The following is a 15,114-nucleotide window of genomic DNA, read 5'->3' as shown; positions in this document are numbered from 1 at the left end:
GCGCCTGCGCTTGATGCGCGCTGGCCTCAAGCCGCCAGCTTCAGCGCCTGCGCGAAGTCGGCCAGCAGATCGTCGATATCTTCGATGCCCGCCGATAGCCGCAGCATGCCGTCGGAAATCCCCATCGCCTTGCGGGTTTCCGCACCGGCTTCGAAGAAGATGGTCGGCGCGACCGGAATGATCAGCGTGCGCGTGTCGGCGAGACCGGTCGCCTTGATCGGCAGTTGCAGCGCGTTGACGACGTCGATCATCCGCTCCGCATTCAGCAGTTCGAACGACAGCAGCCACGACGCGCCCTTGAATAGCTTCTGCGCGATCTCGTATTGCGGATGACTCCGCAAGCCCGGATAGAACACCTTGCCGATCGCCGCGTGGCCTTCGAGAAACTTCGCGAGCGCGAGCGCGTTGTCGCTGCTTTGCTTCACGCGCAGCGCGAGCGTTTCCGCGCCGAGCGCGATCGAATGCGCCTGCTCGGACGACAGCGAACCGCCCATATCGCGCAGGCCCTTCTTGCGAATCTGCAGCAGACCCTGCTCCCTGGCGGCCGAGCGGCGATAGTCGTCGGCGATGTTCGGATACGCGCTCCAGTCGAACAGGCCGGTATCGGTGACCGCGCCGCCGAGCGCCGCGCCATGACCGGCGATCGTCTTCGTCAGCGAGTTGACGACGAGGCTCGCGCCGACCGCCTTCGGCTTGAACAGCGCCGGCGACGTGATCGTGTTGTCGACCACGTACGCGAGGCCGTGCTCGCGACACAGCGCGCCGATCCCTTCGAGGTCGGGAATCTGCGTGCCCGGATTGGCGATGGTTTCGACGAACACCATCCGCGTGTTCGGACGCACCGCCGCGCGCACCTCGTCGATCGTGCAGGCGTCGACGGTGGTCACTTCGACGCCGAGCGTGCGCAACGTGCCGAACAGGCTGTTGGTGTTGCCGAACACGTAGCGGCTCGCGAGCAGGTGATCGCCGGCGCGCAGCAGCGTCAGAAAGGTCGCCGTGATCGCGGCCATCCCGGTGCTGAAGCAGACCGTGCCGACGCCTTCTTCGAGACTCGTGATCTTGCGTTCGAGCGCCGCGGTGGTTGGCGTGCCCTGGCGCGCGTAGTTGAAGCCGCCTTTCTTCGTACCCTGGAACACGCCGATCAGATCCTCGACGCGCTCGAAGCCGTACTGCACCGAGGTATGAATCGGCTGGCGCACACCGCCGTGCTCGGATCCCGCGATCCGGTCGCCGTGAACGATGCCGGTGGTAAAGCCTTGTTTGTCCATCCCTTCTCCGCTTTCAAGTCGCTAACGTTCGGCCGCCGGGCGTAACTGCCCTCGGCGCGCCGCTAATCTTCAGCGCGGCTCGCCGCGCCACCGAAACCTTGTTGGCGCGCCGCGCACGCCATCCCGATATTCTCCCCTGGATCACGCGCGCGTGGCTCGCGCGAAGCTCACTGAGCCGCGTAGCCCTGCGCGCGGCGACGCTGTGTGGCAATCCTTACACTCTGTTTCACTTTGTTGCATATTGCCCGGAAGCCCGCCCGACAAGGCTTTGCGGGTTTCCGCCGGAGGTGGACCCCCGTGCGGCGCCGGCGCTACGGTGAAGATTTCAGCGACCCGACCGTTAAGCAGTCAACAGGTGAGGAATAGAGCGATGAAGATCGAAACGGGCAACAACACCTACGCGGTTTTCCAGAACGGCGCGCCGCGCGCGACCAACCCAGGCGATGAGAACAGCAGCGTCGGCGCGGCGGCGCCAGTGAGCGCGGCCGGCGCGCAGAGCCAGACGGTGGAGCTGTCGGCGACGTCGTCGCTGCGCGCGTCGAGCGAGTCCGACATCGATGTGGCGGCGGTCGAATCGATCAAGGCCGCGCTGCGCGACGGCAGCTACCGGATCGATTCGGCCAAAATCGCCGACGGCATGCTGAGCAGCGCGCGCGAGCTATTGCAAACGAGAAGCCGCTGAACGGCGCGGGCCGCTTAGCGCAGCGACACCACGGGCGGCTCGACCAACTCGCACAGCCGCTCGAGCACCTGCGCGGCCGACACCGGCCGCGCGATCACGAGATCCGCGTGGGCCCAGCTAGTGCTCGCGGTATCGTCCGACAGCACCGCGACGCGGCACTGCGGGCTATGCGCGCGGATCAGTTTCAGCGCACGCGCCTTCTGCCCGATCCGGCACTCGGTATCGAGGAGCACGAGTTGCGGCCCACCGGGCCCACATTCGTCGAGCCCCTGCAATACGTGACTGCACAGCATACAGGTCGCCGCGAAGCCATACACCGCGGACAGCACGAAGATGGATTGCGCGATCGGTTCGTTCTGCTCATGGAGCACGAGCAGACGCCGTCCGCCGCCGACGTTGCGCGGGCGGGTTCCCTGTTGTTCCGACGCAGACATGACGGAGCCTTGTTGTGGCTGGGCGGGTCGCCAGGCATTCCCGCGTGCGATGCATCGATACGGATTGCGCCGTAGTAACCGACAGGCGACGTGGAGCGTATCGAAAACGGGAGTGACCCTGTACCAGCGATCTGATGGACACCTGAGGCGCGCGCCGCAATCCTCAGGCGGAAGGAGGTTTAGTTAGAAGCATAGAGCGTGGGACCGGCATTGCAATGTTTCGGAAACCGAAAGCAAGATCGTGCGACGCTTATCGCGTTCGACGCGCAGATGCGGCGCAATCGTTGCCCGGCGCCCGCGAATCGGCGGCTGCGCGCGCGATCCGCTTTGGCTCGCGCGCTTCGTGCCGCGCGCGTCGCGGTCAAGCATGGGCTATAGCGCGCTTCTCGCGAGTTCCCGCAGGCTCCGGCCCGCATCGAGCCACACCTCGCGCGCGAACTTCGCGCGTCGTTCGACCAGTTGCCGAGCGCTGCGCATCTCGCGACCGAGATTGATCGTGATCGCGCCCGTCAGCGCGCCCTGTTCGTCGAGCCCCAGCAGCACGCACGGCGAGCCGTCGAGTGGGCCGCGCACGAGCCAGTGCGGCGCGGCCATATCGCCGACTAACTGCACGTTCAGGCCGCACTGATCGGTCCAGAACCACGGCGCGGTGTCGGCTTCGGCGGCAACGCCCAGCATCGCGCGCGCGGCGCCAATCCCCTGCTTCTGCGCGTTCTCCCACGTTTCGAGGCGTCCGTAGATGCCGCTCGCCGCATGCTGCCGGCTCGCGACGTCGCCCGCCGCGTAGATATGCGGGTCCGACGTGCGGTAGCCGGCATCGATGGCGATGCCGTTGTCGATCGTCAGACCCGCCGCCTGCGCGAGCGCGGTGTCCGGTTGTGCGCCGATTCCGTAGATCACCGCATCGGCCGCGATGCGCGTGCCGTCCTGCAAGCTCAGCACGATCTCGCCGTGCTCGCGGCGCGCGTCCGCCAGCGCCGCGCCGAAATGAAATCTCACGCCGCGACTGCGATGCACATCGCACAGAAACTCGCTCAACAGCGGCGGCGCACAACGCCCGAGCGCCGCACCCGCGGCTTCGATCACGGTCACTCGCGCGCCGAGTTCGAGCGCGCTCGATGCGAGTTCGAGGCCGATCACACCGGCGCCGACCAGCACGATCCGCTGGCCCGGATGCAGCTCGCTGGCGAGCCGGCGCGCGTCGTCGAGCGTGCGCAGCGTATGCACGTTCGTCTTCAGCGCGTCGAGCAGCGGCAGCCGCCGCGCCCGCGCGCCGGTGCACAGCAGCAGCTTGTCGTAAGCGATCGTGTCCCAATCGGCCAAGGTCAGCGTGCGCGCGTCGCGGTCGAGCGCGACCACCGGCACGCCGAGCCTCAACGCGATGCGCTGCTCGTCGTAAAAGCCGTCCGCGTGCACCGCGCAGCGGGTTTTCTCGGGCCACAGCAGCATCGCCTTCGACAACGGCGGCCGCTCGTACGGCGCATGGGCCTCGTCGCCGATCAGCAGCACGTCGCCGTCGAAACCCTGGCGGCGCAATTCGGCCGCGGCATTCGCGCCGGCCTGGCCGGCGCCGACGATTACATAAGTAGAACGATTCATCGATTCAACCTGCTAATTCAAGCGCTATCCGAACTGACGCGAAAGCGGTGCGGGCACGCATCACAGATGCAGTCCGCCCGCGACGTGACGGATGCCGCGAATGCCGAGCCCCGCATCGGCGTTGATCATCACGCCGCTCAGCACGCGATTGTTCGCGCGTGACGCGAGCATCACGTAAGGGCCGGTGAAATCGGCCGGTTCCGGAAAGAACTGCAGCGGCAGGATGCTCGCGATCGCATCGGGCGAGCGCGAATCCATGATGCGTTTGTCCTGCTGACCAAGCGCGGCCGGCCCGCGCAGATCGCTGGCCATTCCGCACGGACCAACGCCGTTCACGCGCAATTTTGGCGCAAGCTCGTACGCGAGCTGGCGGATCAGGCCGACCGCCGCATGCTTGCTCGCGGTATAGAGCGGACCGCCGCCGCCCGGATAGAACGACGAGTTCGACAGCGTGAAGATCATGCTGCCGTCGCTGTCGAGCAGCGCGGGCGCGGCCGCTTTCGCGCCGAGCAGATACCCCTTTACGTTGATCGCGAACAACTCGTCGAAGCCGCTCACCAGTTGTTCGGCCGGCAGGTCCAGCAGACCCGCCGCGTGGTCCCAGATCGCCGCGTTGCCGACGAAGGTATCGAGCGAACCGAAGCGCGCAAGGGTCGCATCGACCGCACACGCGTTGTCTTCGTACGAGCGCACGTCGCCTTGCACTGCGACCACCGCGTCGCCGAAGCGCAGGTTCAGCGCCGCGACCTTCTCCGCCGAGCGTTCGAGCACGCCGACCCGGCAGCCTTCGCGCAGGAAGCGCTCGACCAGCGCGAGACCGAGCCCCGAGCCGCCGCCGGTGATCAGCGCGACCTGGCCATGCAACCAGCCGGCGCCGCTCGCGGCGTTGCGCGAGGCTTGTGCGGCTTGCGTATCTGTCGTATTCGCCGCGCTCATGCCGCCGCCTCCGGCACGTCGACGTAAATCTGGCCGTCGAGCAGCGCGACCGGGAAGGTCTTGAGCGCTTCGGTGGCCGGCTGGCACAGCGCCGTGCCGGTCTTCAGGCAAAAACGCGCCGCGTGCAACGGACATTCGACGGTGCCGTTGTCCTCGACGTACCCTTCGGACATCGACGCATTGCCGTGACTGCAACGATCGGCCAGCGCATACAACTCGCCGTTCGAACGGAACACCGCGACCGCTTCGCCGGGACCTTCCACCTTGATTGCCTCGCCATCGGGCAATGCGCTATCCGCGCAAACGAGAATGCGTGTCATGGGATTCGCTTCAGAAAAGTACGCTGAGGTTATGGGAGTTGAGAGTGGCCTGATCGAGCGTGATTTCTCGGCGGCAGATCTGCCAGCCGGCCGCCGTATCCGCCGCGCGACGCACGCGGTCGCAGCGCTTGCCCGCGTAGATCGTTTCGTCGCGCTCTTTCTGCGAGCGATACAGCAGATAGTTCACGCGCACGTCGAAGGTGTCGGCTTCATCGGCTGCGGTCACCACCACGTTGGTCACCAGGTGGCGGGTGCGCGACGGTGGCTCCTCCGCCCACGCCATCCCGGTTTCGAGTCGCGCGATGCGGCGTTCCAGTTGCGCGTACGTGTCGTTGAAAATCCACGTGGTCGGCGGCTGCACGCTGCGGCGGCGGTCGCGCGTCTGCGCGTTGACCGTGGTGCGCATCGAGTAATGGACGTCGGCGGCCATTAATGCGAGCCAGTCGCGAAAGCGCCAGTCGTCGAGCAATTCGGCCTCGCGATACAGGAACTGTTCGATCTCGTGATGCAGTTGGAGCGGCACCGCGGCCGCGCGGGTCAAAGTGGCTTCAGTCATGCTTGAGCACCTCCTGTTCGTACGCGCGGGTGCGTTCGAGCACTTCGTCCCAGCTGTCGCACGCGAGCAGATCGGCCCAGCGGCGATACATGCCGCGCGCCGCGGTCTCCGAGAAGATGTAGTTCGTCATCCCAGGAATGCCGTCGTCGCGCAGCTTCTCGTTGCCCAGACCCATTTCCACGATCAGCTTCGTCGAGCGCGCGCGCTTGCCGCGCAGCACCTTCTGGATTTCGACCCAGTTCTCCGAGTCGTCCTGCTCCAGAAAACCGGCCGGCCCGAACGCGCGCGTCGCGCTGCGCTCGAACGCCTGCTTGACCTCGTCGGACGCGTCCTTGTCGGCGATGCAGAACGCCCACACCTCGACCTGATTCGGCCCGCGCGGATGCCAGACGCGCAGCGTCGCGGTGCCGTTCAGCCAGGACATCGTCGGGAACATGTTGTTGTGGCCGGCCAGACGCAGCGCGCGCACGTTGCCCAGTCGCGCCTCGACTTCCGGGTAGGTGTCGCGGAAGTACTGCGACACGACGCCGTCGACCCACACGTTCGCGTCGGGGTTCTCGGTGAAGAAAAAGCCGCTGCCGTGGCCGGCCTGGCCGTATTGCAGCGCGTCCTTCGCGGTCTCCCACACCGGCCGCGCGGTCTGGCCGGCGCCGAGCGCCTTGCCGCCGTCGCCGCCTGCGGACCCGCGCGCTGCATCGCCCTGCTTCGCGCCGAGCACCTGCACCGCGGACGCATGCGAATACAGCGCGTGATACTGGTCGCTCGCGAACTGCTCAGCCGGAAACTTCCAGTTGCAGTCGATCACCCACTTATGCACGCCGCCGACGATCTCGGTGCCGCCCGGCCGCCGATCGAGCACGCCGTCCAGATACCACGCGATATCGCCCATATACGCTTCGAGCTCCGGCGCGCTCGCGTCCCAGTTGCCGAAAATGAGTCCCTTGTATTCGGCGACGCGGGTCACTTCCTGCAAGCCCAGGTGCTGCTTGCACAGCCCCTGCGGATACGCGCGCGCTTCGAGCGGCACGTCGACCAGCGCGCCGTCGGTGCCGTACGACCAGCCGTGATACGGGCAGGTGAACGCGCGGGTATTGCCGCAATCGGCGTAGCTCACCCGCATCGAACGATGCCGGCACTGATTGAGGAACGCCTTGATCGAGCCGTCTTTCTGACGCACGACGATCACCGGGTCTTCGCCCATGTAGGTATTGAAGTAATCGCCGGCGTTCGGAATCTGGCTGACGTGCGCGAGAAACAGCCAGCAGCGCCCGAAGATGCGCTCCAGCTCCAGTTCGTACAGTTCGGGATCCGAGTAGATCGACGCGGCGACCCGGCCGGTGCGCGCGTCGACGAGCGCGTCGAAATCGATCGATTTCTGAGACATTTGGCGTCTCCTCCACAGGAGGTTTTTAGGTGGGATGTGGCGCCAATGATCGTTTTCCGAGCATAAGCTGTAAAATATTTTGTTTGTTTGGATTAAGACATTTCAACGATAACTGAACGCGTCACCGAGGAATCCCGCCGATGGAACTGAGACACCTGCGCTACTTCATCGCCGTCGCCGAGGAGCTAAGCTTCACGCGCGCGGCCGAGCGTTTGCGCACCGCGCAGCCGTCGCTGAGTCAGCAGATTCGCGATCTCGAAGAGCAGGTCGGCACGCAGCTGTTCGAGCGCACGCGCCGCAAGGTCGAACTGACGGAGGCCGGCAAGGTGTTTCTGATCGAGGCGCGGCTGACACTCGCGCAGGCCGAACGCGCGGTGACGCGCGCGCGGCATGTCGGCCGCAAAAGCAGTTCGACGGTGACGATCGGCTTCGTGCCGGCCGCCGAAGTGCGGATTTTTCCGGCGATCCTGCCGCGTCTGCGGCTGCGCTTTCCGGAGCTGAACGTGGAGTTGCGCAGCATCCCGACTTCCGAACAGGAGCAGATGCTGCTCGACAACGAAATCGACGTGGCCTTCATGCGCAAGCCGATCCGCTCGCCCGACCTGCTCAGCAAAGTGGTGCTGCGCGAGCCGATCCTTGTGGTGCTGCCGGTCGCGCATCCGCTTGCGCGCTACAAGCGGATCAAGCCCGCGCAGCTCGACGGCGAGGCGTTCATCAGCACGCATCCGCTCTATTCGGGCGACGTGTACCACGTGGTCGACGGTTACTTCCGGCAGCACGGCGTGCAGCCCAAGGTGATTCAGGTGGCCACCAATATCCTGTTGAACCTCAACCTGATCGGCATGGGGCTCGGCTTGGGGCTGCTGCCGGGCTACACCGCGTCGCTGACCAATCCGGCGATCTGCACGCGGCCGCTGGCGGGCCCGGTGCCGCAGATCGAACTATTGATGGCGTGGCGCGCCGGCAACCGCTCGCCGCAACTGGACGGGCTGCTCGAGTTGGTCGCCCATCACGCGGACGGCACGGACGACGAGTAAGCGGCGCGGCTGCAAGTCCCAAAACTCGCGGGCCCTGGTCGCCACGCAACCCTATGCGACAACGCGCAAGTCTATTCGACGAGGCCGTTTCAAGGCCTTGCCCTGGTCGTAGGTTAAGCTGTGCCGCAATGGCTCGGCGACCGAATTGAGTTTGGTAAAGAAGCCTGCCAGCGCGCAGGCAGCCGTGCCATCTTCCATCTTCGCCAGCAGCAGCAGGCGGCTTGTCCGCTCCACCAGCAGTCCGACGCCCGCACGATTATTCCTTGGCCACCGATTTCTTTGAATAAAAGAGTACGGGGCTCGACGTCAAAACGACACCGTCCCGCGCCATTAAACAGATCACGTTGTCCAGACGTTGCCTATGCGAGGTATCGATGAGCATATCGCGAAATAAGCGAGCTTCAAGCTGGCGCGATTCGTTGATCCAAGTCCAATCTCGGACAAATGACACCCACAAATCATCCTTCGCCCATTTGCTACATCCGGGCTAATTGTTAGCTTTTCCTTTCCCCGTAAAAAGAGAGGAATTCGGGATGTCTTATCGAGATGATTCAGACGGCGTGCGGATAGTGTTGAGCGCGCCGCAGTTGGCCGCGGTGTTGTCCCGTCAGTCGATCAGCCAGACGGAGATGCTGACGAACCGGCTTTGGGGCGGTTTGCAGGTGGTCGGTGGTGTTTTAGAGATGGTTGGTGCGGCAGCGCTGTGCGTGTTACCCGAACCGACGATGGCGAGCAAAGCCGGCTGCATCGTGTTCGGTGTGCATGGCTCGGACACCGCGGCCGCGGGTTTGCGGCAGATGTGGACGGGCTCCGACACCATCACACTCACGCAGCAGGGCACCAGCAAGCTGGCTCAAGCAATAAAGGCGAAGCCCGAAATGGCGCGCAATATCGCCAAGTCGCTTGATCTGATGGTGCCGTTCGGTATTGCCGGATCCATCAAAGCTGCGCGCGCGGCCAGTATTACGCGTGGCCGCATTGATTTGCGGATGCACGAGGCGAAGGCAGCGCAACCGAATCTTGGTGGGCATACACTGCTGAAGCATGTCGGCAAAGATGAAGCGTGGCTTCGGGCGCGGTTACAGCGTGAACCGGATCGGACAATTGTCTCCTCGTTTAAAAATGTTCACGAAGCAGAACGCGCCATCTCGGAGACGTTACACGCCAACGCCGCAGTGATCAGCGCGTGGGCACGCAGCCAGAACCCTTCCCGTACGATGCACCTGAACAAGATCGTTGCCGGTGACATTGGCTATGGCGTCACACGGAAGACTGGCAAGCTTACTCCGCTGAACAAGGTTTTCGTCGTTCTAAAATACGGCACCTACAATGGCATGCCCTACTACATCCTGACCTCTTATCTCGAGTGAAAAAATGGACTATTTAGAGCGTTTCCCTCAGATGGCCACTTTTTTCAGCATCTATTTCGGCCAGGATTTTGATATTTTCGGAGACACCGTTGAGGAAATCGTTTTATCTTACAAAGATGATCACCGCGATCATTATCTGGAGTTGATCCGCGAGATCGAGCAGTTTCGCAGCGAACATCCGCATGATCTGGACGTCGCCTATACACCGTTTAGTCGAGGATTCCGTCCGGAAGGGCGCGGTTACACCATCGCATCTTTTCTGCAGGAAATCCTGCGGATCCTGAGAGCATGACCGGCGGCGGCCTCGCCGCTTTACGGCGTGTGACTCCGGTGCGAACTGCTGCTACTTGATGATGCACAGCCGTACGTCGAGGCACACGCCACACACCGCATCAGCCAACGGATGCCAGTAAACGACGAGTAAGCGGCGCGGCTTCAGCTCAGCTCGTCAACGCGTCAACCGTCAGCGGCTGCCCTTGCATAGCGACGCGGCCAACGCGGCGTCGAGTTGCATGGACGCGGTGCCGAACAGCTTCGCCAGCAGCTCGCCGATCACCGGAAGCGCGGCGATCCCGACTGGTTTAAGCAGTTGCGCGAGCTTCGCTCCATTCGCGCCGTTCCCGCCACTGACCCCATTCACTGTGTTCGCCCCAGCGGGCGCCCCCGCACTGCCCATACCCTGCGGCGCGACGATCGCGATGTTCTGCATCATCCCCTGATCCTCGTGATCGAGAATATGGCAGTGCATCACGAACTGGCCGCTGAAATCCTCGTAGCGCGTGCGCAGCACCAGCGTATAGCCCGGTTTGACGAACACCGTATCGCGCAGCACGTCGCGCTGCGTGCAGTACTGGGTATCGCCGGTCGCCAGTTCCGCCTGCGTGCACGCGCCGCTCCCATCGTAGATCGACTGTCCGGCCGGGTTCAGCACGTCGGCCACCCGAAATGGGTTCACGTGGATATGAAACACGTGCCCGCCGCCCGCGACGGTCGCGCTGACGCGCCATTCTTCCAGCGTGCCGAGCGTCGCCGTATGGTCGATGCGGCTCATGTCGTAGAGCCGGTCGTTGATCACGAAATGCGGCGCGCCCGTCGACGTATCGACGTCGAACCCGACCGCCACGGTGCGTGCCGGTACGCCGTCGGTGACGCGCGGCGGCGCGAACGCGCGGGTGTCGAGCCGGTTCAGATCGGCCAGCACGTCGCGCGGCAGATTCTGGTTCGCGTCGACCAACTGGGTGCGCACGTATTGCCAGTACTTCGAATGACCGAGACCATCGTCGACATATGCAGGAATGTTGGTGCCGGGCCCGACGCGCGCGAACGCGAGCAGGCGGCGGTCCTTCACGCTCGCCGAATGGCGCCGGAAATTGATCGTCGCGGCCGCACTCGCCGCGTCGTCGAGGATGCAGTAGAGACCCGGCTGCGCAAACGCGACCAGCACGTCGCTGCGATAACCGGGGTCGAGCGTGTTCACGTCCTTTTCGACCATCGACGCGCGCGTCAGCCCATCCACCGCGATCTCTACCTGCTTGACCGTTTCGCCGCTGCACAGCGCGTCGAGCGTGGTCTGTCGCGCGCGGCCATGCGCGGCGCTGAGGCGCGACGCCGCCGCGCGCGTCGCGCTGTCCACGTCGCCGGTGCTCAAGGCGGGCGAATCGGCGAGCGAATCGGCAAACCCGAGCGCCGGCAGATTCGCGCGCACGATTTTCACGTTGATCGTGTCGCGGTTGCCGCCGTGAATCATCCGCCAGCGACGGATTTCGCCGGCCGGCACATAGCTCGCGACGCCGGGAAACACCGGCTGCACGACGCCGTTGATCTGCGTATAGCGGCCCGAGATCGCCCACGTGGTGTTGGCCTCGCCCGCATGACCGGGCCGCGGATCGGCGACGAAGTTCAGCTGATTCGTGTAATTGCGGATTTCGCCGACGTGGCCCGGCGGACACACCCATGCGTAGGTCGCCGGATCGGCGAGCGGCGCGCTCGCCGCCGCGTTCTCGAAACAGCCGTATTCGATCTGCTGGAACAGCATCACGTGCTCGCGAAACGGCTGCTGCCGTTCACGCCGATGCAGGATCGTATCGATGTCCGCGATCCCGCCGTTCGCCGCGCGCGCGGCTGCGGTGCGCGTGCCGCGCACGATCAGCACGCCGGCCATTCCGCTCGACACGTCGATCGCGGTCGAGCCGTGCTGATGCGAGTGATACCAGAACGTGCCGGCCGGATGATTGGCGGGAATCTCGTAGCGATAGTCGAAGCTCGCATTCGGCGCGACGCTGACCATCACGTTGTCCGCATGGCCGGACGGCGACACGTGCAGCCCGTGCGTGTGCAGATTGGTCGTGTTGAAACAGTGCGGCACCGCCGGGTCCGGGTTCGGTGGACAGGTCGCCGGGCTTTCCGCGGGCAGCCGGTTGTTCAGTGTCACGTCGAGCCGCATGCCCGGTTTGACGCTGAGCGTCGGCCCCGCCGGGCAGCCGTTGTACGAACGCATCGACACGGTATCGAACGAATTCGTGTCGGGGTTGAACAACCAATAGTTCGTCATCCCAACGGTCAGTGTGAGCGAGCCCTGTTTGCCGTCGAACGTATAGCCGCTCACGCAGCGCTGCCGCGCGAAGACCGACGCGAGGCCGCCGGTCGAATTCTGCGCGGCGTTATCGGCAAGCGCGTCGGCGCTCGCGCTGAGATCGGCAAAGTCCTGCGCGGCCGATAACGCCTGCGCGGACGCGCAATGATTGAACGACAGTCCGACAACGACCAGCACCCGTACCCATACCGAAGACAACCGCATAAAACCACTCCCCCGTGAACCTTCGGTCCCGTTCTATTTTTCGATTCGGATGACGGCGCGCGCCGTGCGCGCGCCGCCGTTTCCGTTCAATGACCGGCGCCCTGGTCGAGCGCCGCCGCGCGCAGTTCGTCGCCGCTGTCCGGAAAACTCTGCTGCCGCAAGCGCGCGAGCTGCGCGGCGTAATCCTGCGGCGTCAGCCCGGCCCGCTCCAGTTGCGCGCGTTGCGCGTCGTAGCTCGCGTAGCGCGCCTGCCAGTCGTCGGCGTCCCGCTGCATCTGCACGACCCGTTCGGCGGCGGCCGAACCGAGCGTCTGCGCGACCTGCGCGCGCAGTTCGTCGGCCGGCGCGTGCTGCTTCTGCAATTGCGCGACCGTGTCGATCGCGGCCTGCTGCGTGCGCGTGCTCTCGCGGGCTTCGCGTTCGGACTCCGGCAGCGCTGCATCGAGCGCCGCCAGTCGCGCGCGCTTGTCCGCGTCGCTCAGATTCGGATCGGACGTGATGCGCAGCCGCGCGAGATCGTCGCGTTGCTCGCGCAACTCGTCGCCGAAGAACGCGTCGCTCCAGTCGCCCATCACGCGGCTCGCCAGCTCCGCGCGCTGGTCGATCGTCTGCTGCAACGCGTCGAGGTCGAGCTTGCCGGGGACGCCGCCGGCGATGCTGGCCGGTGGGGTCAGTTGCGCGCTGGCCCCGCGATACGCGCTGTAGCGCTGCCACACCGCCAGCGCTTCGCCGGCCGCGGGCGTGCCGTCCAGTTGCGCGGCGAGCGCGCGGCGCACCAGCGCATCGATCGTGCGCGGTGTTTCGTCGTCCTGCGCGGTCAGGAAATAGTCGAAGAAGTCGCGCACCGCGCGCGCATGGGCGAGGTGGCCGCGGCCATCGAGCGGCAAGCGCGGCGCGTCGGTGCCGGCCAACGACGCCGGCATCGCCAGCGACGGCGCCGCGGACTCGCTCGCCGCGGCCTCGACCGTCGATGCCGCGAGCGGCGCCGCCGCCTCGTCGTCCGGGCGCGCGGGCGCATCGTCGGTGCGCCCGGCCAGCAGCACCCACGCGACGATGCCGGCGGCGATCGCGCCGCCCACCGCGAACAACACTTTCCAGTCAGTTTCGGCGCGCGCCATCGTTACACTCCGGCGCTGCGCAGACGATTCGCGTGGGTGCGCAGCACGGCGACCGGATCGGCCGCGTTCAGCCCGCGAATGCCGAGCAACTGGTTGATCGCGTCGAAGTGATTCCACTTGTAGCCGGTGCTGATCACCGAGCCGTACAGCGAGCTGCACGTCGACACGAAGCCGTCGTTCGCGCCGGCCTTGCTGTTGGCCATGATCAGGCCGGCGACGCCGAACACCGGGGTCGACACATCGAGCACCGCGAGGTCGATCAGCCCAAGGCTGGTATCGCGCACGCCGGTCACGATGCCCAATATCGAGACCGGCTGGAACGCGCTGCCGCTCCATGAATACAGCAGATGCGTGTTGCCGTTCACGCTCTCGCTGGCCGCGCCGGTCTTGCACGCGCCCTGCTTGCCGAGGCCCGAGCTCGGGAACAACTGGTTGAACGACGCGGTGGTCTTCGTGCTCAGCGCGTCGAGCGCCGCGATCGCATTCTGGTTGGTGTTGTGCGTGTCGCTCGACAGCACGCCGAAGATGTTCAGCACCGCGCCGAACACCGGCGTCGCGATCCCGGTCGGGTCTAGCTTGAGCGCGCCCAGCACGAAGTCGGCGAATTCGGAGCCGCGATGCGGCGTCGCGATCGTCGTGACCGACGCGACCAGTTGTGGCGCGACCGCGGCGACGTAGCGCGAAGTCGTACCCCCCTGGCTATGGCCGATCAGATTGACCTTCTGCGCGCCGGTGACCGCGAGCACCTGCTTCACGTACGCGAGCAGCTGTTCGCCGCGGCCGTTCGCGCCGAGGTCGCTCTGAAAGCCCGACAGATCGGCGACGTACACGGTCGCGCCGTGGCTTTTGAGGTCGGCCTGCATCCCGTACCAGTAAGGCAGCACGCCGAAGTAACTGGCGGTGCCGGTCAGCCCGTGCACGAGGATGATCGGGTAGCGGGTCTGCGCGTAAGTGTCGGCTGCCGCGCTGGTGCCCGCGCGCGCGGGGGCGGCGACGACGCCGAGACCCAGCGTCAGCAGCGCGGCCAGCAGCGCAGTGCGCGCGCGGCCGGCGATCCGGCTGCGCAGGGAAAGGACAGTAGAACTGATGTTGTTCAAAGCGATGGTCTCTGAGGGTGGATAAATCAATGGGTTGCCGGATACCCGGCTCAAACAATCGGACAGCGCCGCCGGGCGGCCGCGCGCGCGACGCGGTGCTGCCACCAGACGAACAGCGGCGCGCCGACGATCTCGAGCGCGGTGAAACCGACGAACGGCAGAAACGGCAGGCCGAGCGCGAACAGCGACAGCCCACGCCCGATGCCGCCGATAAAAATCATCAGCCACAGCGCGCGGAACAACGCGGTTTCGCGCTCGATGCGCGGCACCACCCAGAACGCCGCGAGGCCGAGGCCGAGCCAGATGCCCGCGTAGAAGCGCAGGTTGCTGTCAAGGGTCGCGTCGTGCGGCAGCGCCAGCAGCGCGTACAACGGATCGCCGACACCGGTCATCGCGACGAGGCCGCTGACGGTCGGCACCACCGCGAGGATCGCGGTCGCCGTCTGCAACATGCGGCGGCCCGCGTCGCCGTGGTTGCCGTTGGGGTTATCGTTAGGGTTGCCAACGGACCGGCCG

General features: G+C 65.5%; 15 protein-coding genes and 1 pseudogene. 4 read left to right on the top strand and 12 right to left on the bottom strand.

Annotation, left to right across the window (positions count from 1 at the left end):
• Positions 1 to 26 precede the first annotated feature (26 nt).
• Complete coding sequence (locus tag LJ656_RS23005) at positions 27 to 1,268, bottom strand: cystathionine gamma-synthase family protein (protein ID WP_230511813.1); 1,242 nt, start codon at positions 1,266 to 1,268, stop codon at positions 27 to 29.
• A gap of 370 nt (positions 1,269 to 1,638) precedes the next feature.
• On the opposite strand from LJ656_RS23005, the gene flgM reads away from it, so the two are divergent.
• Positions 1,639 to 1,950, top strand: coding sequence for a flagellar biosynthesis anti-sigma factor FlgM (flgM, locus tag LJ656_RS23000; RefSeq protein WP_230511811.1), 312 nt, complete (start codon positions 1,639 to 1,641; stop codon positions 1,948 to 1,950).
• Positions 1,951 to 1,964: 14 nt separating this feature from the next.
• Here the strand turns inward: flgM and LJ656_RS22995 are convergent, their stop codons facing one another.
• The 6 genes from LJ656_RS22995 to hcaE form a co-directional block, all read right to left on the bottom strand.
• Positions 1,965 to 2,384, bottom strand: a complete 420-nt coding sequence (locus tag LJ656_RS22995) for a hypothetical protein (protein WP_230511808.1) — start codon at positions 2,382 to 2,384, stop codon at positions 1,965 to 1,967.
• 372 nt (positions 2,385 to 2,756) lie between these two features.
• The gene (hcaD, locus tag LJ656_RS22990) at positions 2,757 to 3,983 is read right to left on the bottom strand and encodes a 3-phenylpropionate/cinnamic acid dioxygenase ferredoxin--NAD(+) reductase subunit (protein WP_230511806.1); all 1,227 of its coding nucleotides are present in this window, start codon (positions 3,981 to 3,983) and stop codon (positions 2,757 to 2,759) included.
• A 60-nt stretch (positions 3,984 to 4,043) separates the two neighbouring features.
• Positions 4,044 to 4,919, bottom strand: coding sequence for a 3-phenylpropionate-dihydrodiol/cinnamic acid-dihydrodiol dehydrogenase (hcaB, locus tag LJ656_RS22985; RefSeq protein WP_230511804.1), 876 nt, complete (start codon positions 4,917 to 4,919; stop codon positions 4,044 to 4,046).
• Positions 4,916 to 5,239 carry a 3-phenylpropionate/cinnamic acid dioxygenase ferredoxin subunit gene (gene hcaC / locus LJ656_RS22980; RefSeq protein WP_230511802.1) on the bottom strand — a complete coding sequence of 108 codons (324 nt, stop codon included), beginning with the start codon at positions 5,237 to 5,239 and terminating at the stop codon, positions 4,916 to 4,918. The genes hcaB and hcaC overlap by 4 nt, the downstream gene beginning before the upstream one ends.
• A 10-nt stretch (positions 5,240 to 5,249) precedes the next feature.
• Positions 5,250 to 5,795 (bottom strand): 3-phenylpropionate/cinnamic acid dioxygenase subunit beta, encoded by a 546-nt coding sequence (hcaF, locus tag LJ656_RS22975; protein ID WP_230511799.1) that lies wholly within the window; start codon positions 5,793 to 5,795, stop codon positions 5,250 to 5,252.
• Positions 5,788 to 7,179 carry a 3-phenylpropionate/cinnamic acid dioxygenase subunit alpha gene (hcaE, locus tag LJ656_RS22970; RefSeq protein ID WP_230511798.1) on the bottom strand — a complete coding sequence of 464 codons (1,392 nt, stop codon included), beginning with the start codon at positions 7,177 to 7,179 and terminating at the stop codon, positions 5,788 to 5,790. The genes hcaF and hcaE overlap by 8 nt, the downstream gene beginning before the upstream one ends.
• A 140-nt stretch (positions 7,180 to 7,319) precedes the next feature.
• On the opposite strand from hcaE, the gene hcaR reads away from it, so the two are divergent.
• A complete protein-coding gene (gene hcaR, locus LJ656_RS22965) occupies positions 7,320 to 8,216 on the top strand; it encodes a DNA-binding transcriptional regulator HcaR (protein ID WP_230511796.1) in 897 nt (298 codons plus the stop codon).
• Positions 8,217 to 8,300: 84 nt separating this feature from the next.
• Here hcaR and LJ656_RS22960 read toward each other — a convergent pair.
• A pseudogene (locus tag LJ656_RS22960) lies at positions 8,301 to 8,474 on the bottom strand (IS30 family transposase); the annotation flags it as partial.
• A 275-nt stretch (positions 8,475 to 8,749) separates the two neighbouring features.
• Between LJ656_RS22960 and LJ656_RS22955 the strand changes: the two are divergent.
• Complete coding sequence (locus tag LJ656_RS22955; protein ID WP_230511794.1) at positions 8,750 to 9,586, top strand: RNase A-like domain-containing protein; 837 nt, start codon at positions 8,750 to 8,752, stop codon at positions 9,584 to 9,586.
• Positions 9,587 to 9,590: 4 nt separating this feature from the next.
• Positions 9,591 to 9,878: a contact-dependent growth inhibition system immunity protein gene (locus LJ656_RS22950; protein ID WP_230511792.1), complete on the top strand. Its 288-nt coding sequence runs from the start codon at positions 9,591 to 9,593 to the stop codon at positions 9,876 to 9,878.
• A gap of 171 nt (positions 9,879 to 10,049) precedes the next feature.
• On the opposite strand, the gene LJ656_RS22945 is transcribed toward LJ656_RS22950, so the two are convergent.
• The 4 genes from LJ656_RS22945 to LJ656_RS22930 all read right to left on the bottom strand — a co-directional run bounded on the left by LJ656_RS22945 (position 10,050) and on the right by LJ656_RS22930 (position 15,050).
• A complete protein-coding gene (locus LJ656_RS22945; protein WP_230511791.1) occupies positions 10,050 to 12,383 on the bottom strand; it encodes a multicopper oxidase family protein in 2,334 nt (777 codons plus the stop codon).
• 86 nt (positions 12,384 to 12,469) lie between these two features.
• The gene (locus LJ656_RS22940) at positions 12,470 to 13,501 is read right to left on the bottom strand and encodes a lipase secretion chaperone (RefSeq protein WP_230511789.1); all 1,032 of its coding nucleotides are present in this window, start codon (positions 13,499 to 13,501) and stop codon (positions 12,470 to 12,472) included.
• Positions 13,502 to 13,503: 2 nt separating this feature from the next.
• On the bottom strand, positions 13,504 to 14,520 hold the full coding sequence (locus tag LJ656_RS22935) for an esterase/lipase family protein (RefSeq protein WP_230511964.1): 1,017 nt from the start codon (positions 14,518 to 14,520) through the stop codon (positions 13,504 to 13,506).
• A 128-nt stretch (positions 14,521 to 14,648) separates the two neighbouring features.
• Entirely contained in the window at positions 14,649 to 15,050 is a 402-nt protein-coding gene (locus LJ656_RS22930) for a DUF4345 domain-containing protein (protein ID WP_230511963.1), read from the bottom strand.
• Between the last annotated feature and the right edge of the window lie 64 nt (positions 15,051 to 15,114).

Origin of the sequence: Paraburkholderia sejongensis, from assembly GCF_020880815.1 — a bacterium.
Classification (GTDB): Bacteria; Pseudomonadota; Gammaproteobacteria; order Burkholderiales; family Burkholderiaceae; genus Paraburkholderia; species Paraburkholderia sejongensis.
The sequence above is the reverse complement of the archived record's forward strand: the minus strand, read 5'-3'. Positions and strand labels throughout refer to the sequence as shown.

Excerpts from the sequence above, each read along its gene's own strand:
- LJ656_RS23005 (WP_230511813.1), bottom strand. The coding sequence starts at position 1,268 with ATGGACAAACAAGGCTTTACCACCGGCATCGTTCACGGCGACCGGATC.
- flgM (WP_230511811.1), top strand. The coding sequence starts at position 1,639 with ATGAAGATCGAAACGGGCAACAACACCTACGCGGTTTTCCAGAACGGC.
- LJ656_RS22995 (WP_230511808.1), bottom strand. The coding sequence starts at position 2,384 with ATGTCTGCGTCGGAACAACAGGGAACCCGCCCGCGCAACGTCGGCGGC.
- hcaD (WP_230511806.1), bottom strand. The coding sequence starts at position 3,983 with ATGAATCGTTCTACTTATGTAATCGTCGGCGCCGGCCAGGCCGGCGCG.
- hcaB (WP_230511804.1), bottom strand. The coding sequence starts at position 4,919 with ATGAGCGCGGCGAATACGACAGATACGCAAGCCGCACAAGCCTCGCGC.
- hcaC (WP_230511802.1), bottom strand. The coding sequence starts at position 5,239 with ATGACACGCATTCTCGTTTGCGCGGATAGCGCATTGCCCGATGGCGAG.
- hcaF (WP_230511799.1), bottom strand. The coding sequence starts at position 5,795 with ATGACTGAAGCCACTTTGACCCGCGCGGCCGCGGTGCCGCTCCAACTG.
- hcaE (WP_230511798.1), bottom strand. The coding sequence starts at position 7,179 with ATGTCTCAGAAATCGATCGATTTCGACGCGCTCGTCGACGCGCGCACC.
- hcaR (WP_230511796.1), top strand. The coding sequence starts at position 7,320 with ATGGAACTGAGACACCTGCGCTACTTCATCGCCGTCGCCGAGGAGCTA.
- LJ656_RS22955 (WP_230511794.1), top strand. The coding sequence starts at position 8,750 with ATGTCTTATCGAGATGATTCAGACGGCGTGCGGATAGTGTTGAGCGCG.
- LJ656_RS22950 (WP_230511792.1), top strand. The coding sequence starts at position 9,591 with ATGGACTATTTAGAGCGTTTCCCTCAGATGGCCACTTTTTTCAGCATC.
- LJ656_RS22945 (WP_230511791.1), bottom strand. The coding sequence starts at position 12,383 with ATGCGGTTGTCTTCGGTATGGGTACGGGTGCTGGTCGTTGTCGGACTG.
- LJ656_RS22940 (WP_230511789.1), bottom strand. The coding sequence starts at position 13,501 with ATGGCGCGCGCCGAAACTGACTGGAAAGTGTTGTTCGCGGTGGGCGGC.
- LJ656_RS22930 (WP_230511963.1), bottom strand. The coding sequence starts at position 15,050 with ATGTTGCAGACGGCGACCGCGATCCTCGCGGTGGTGCCGACCGTCAGC.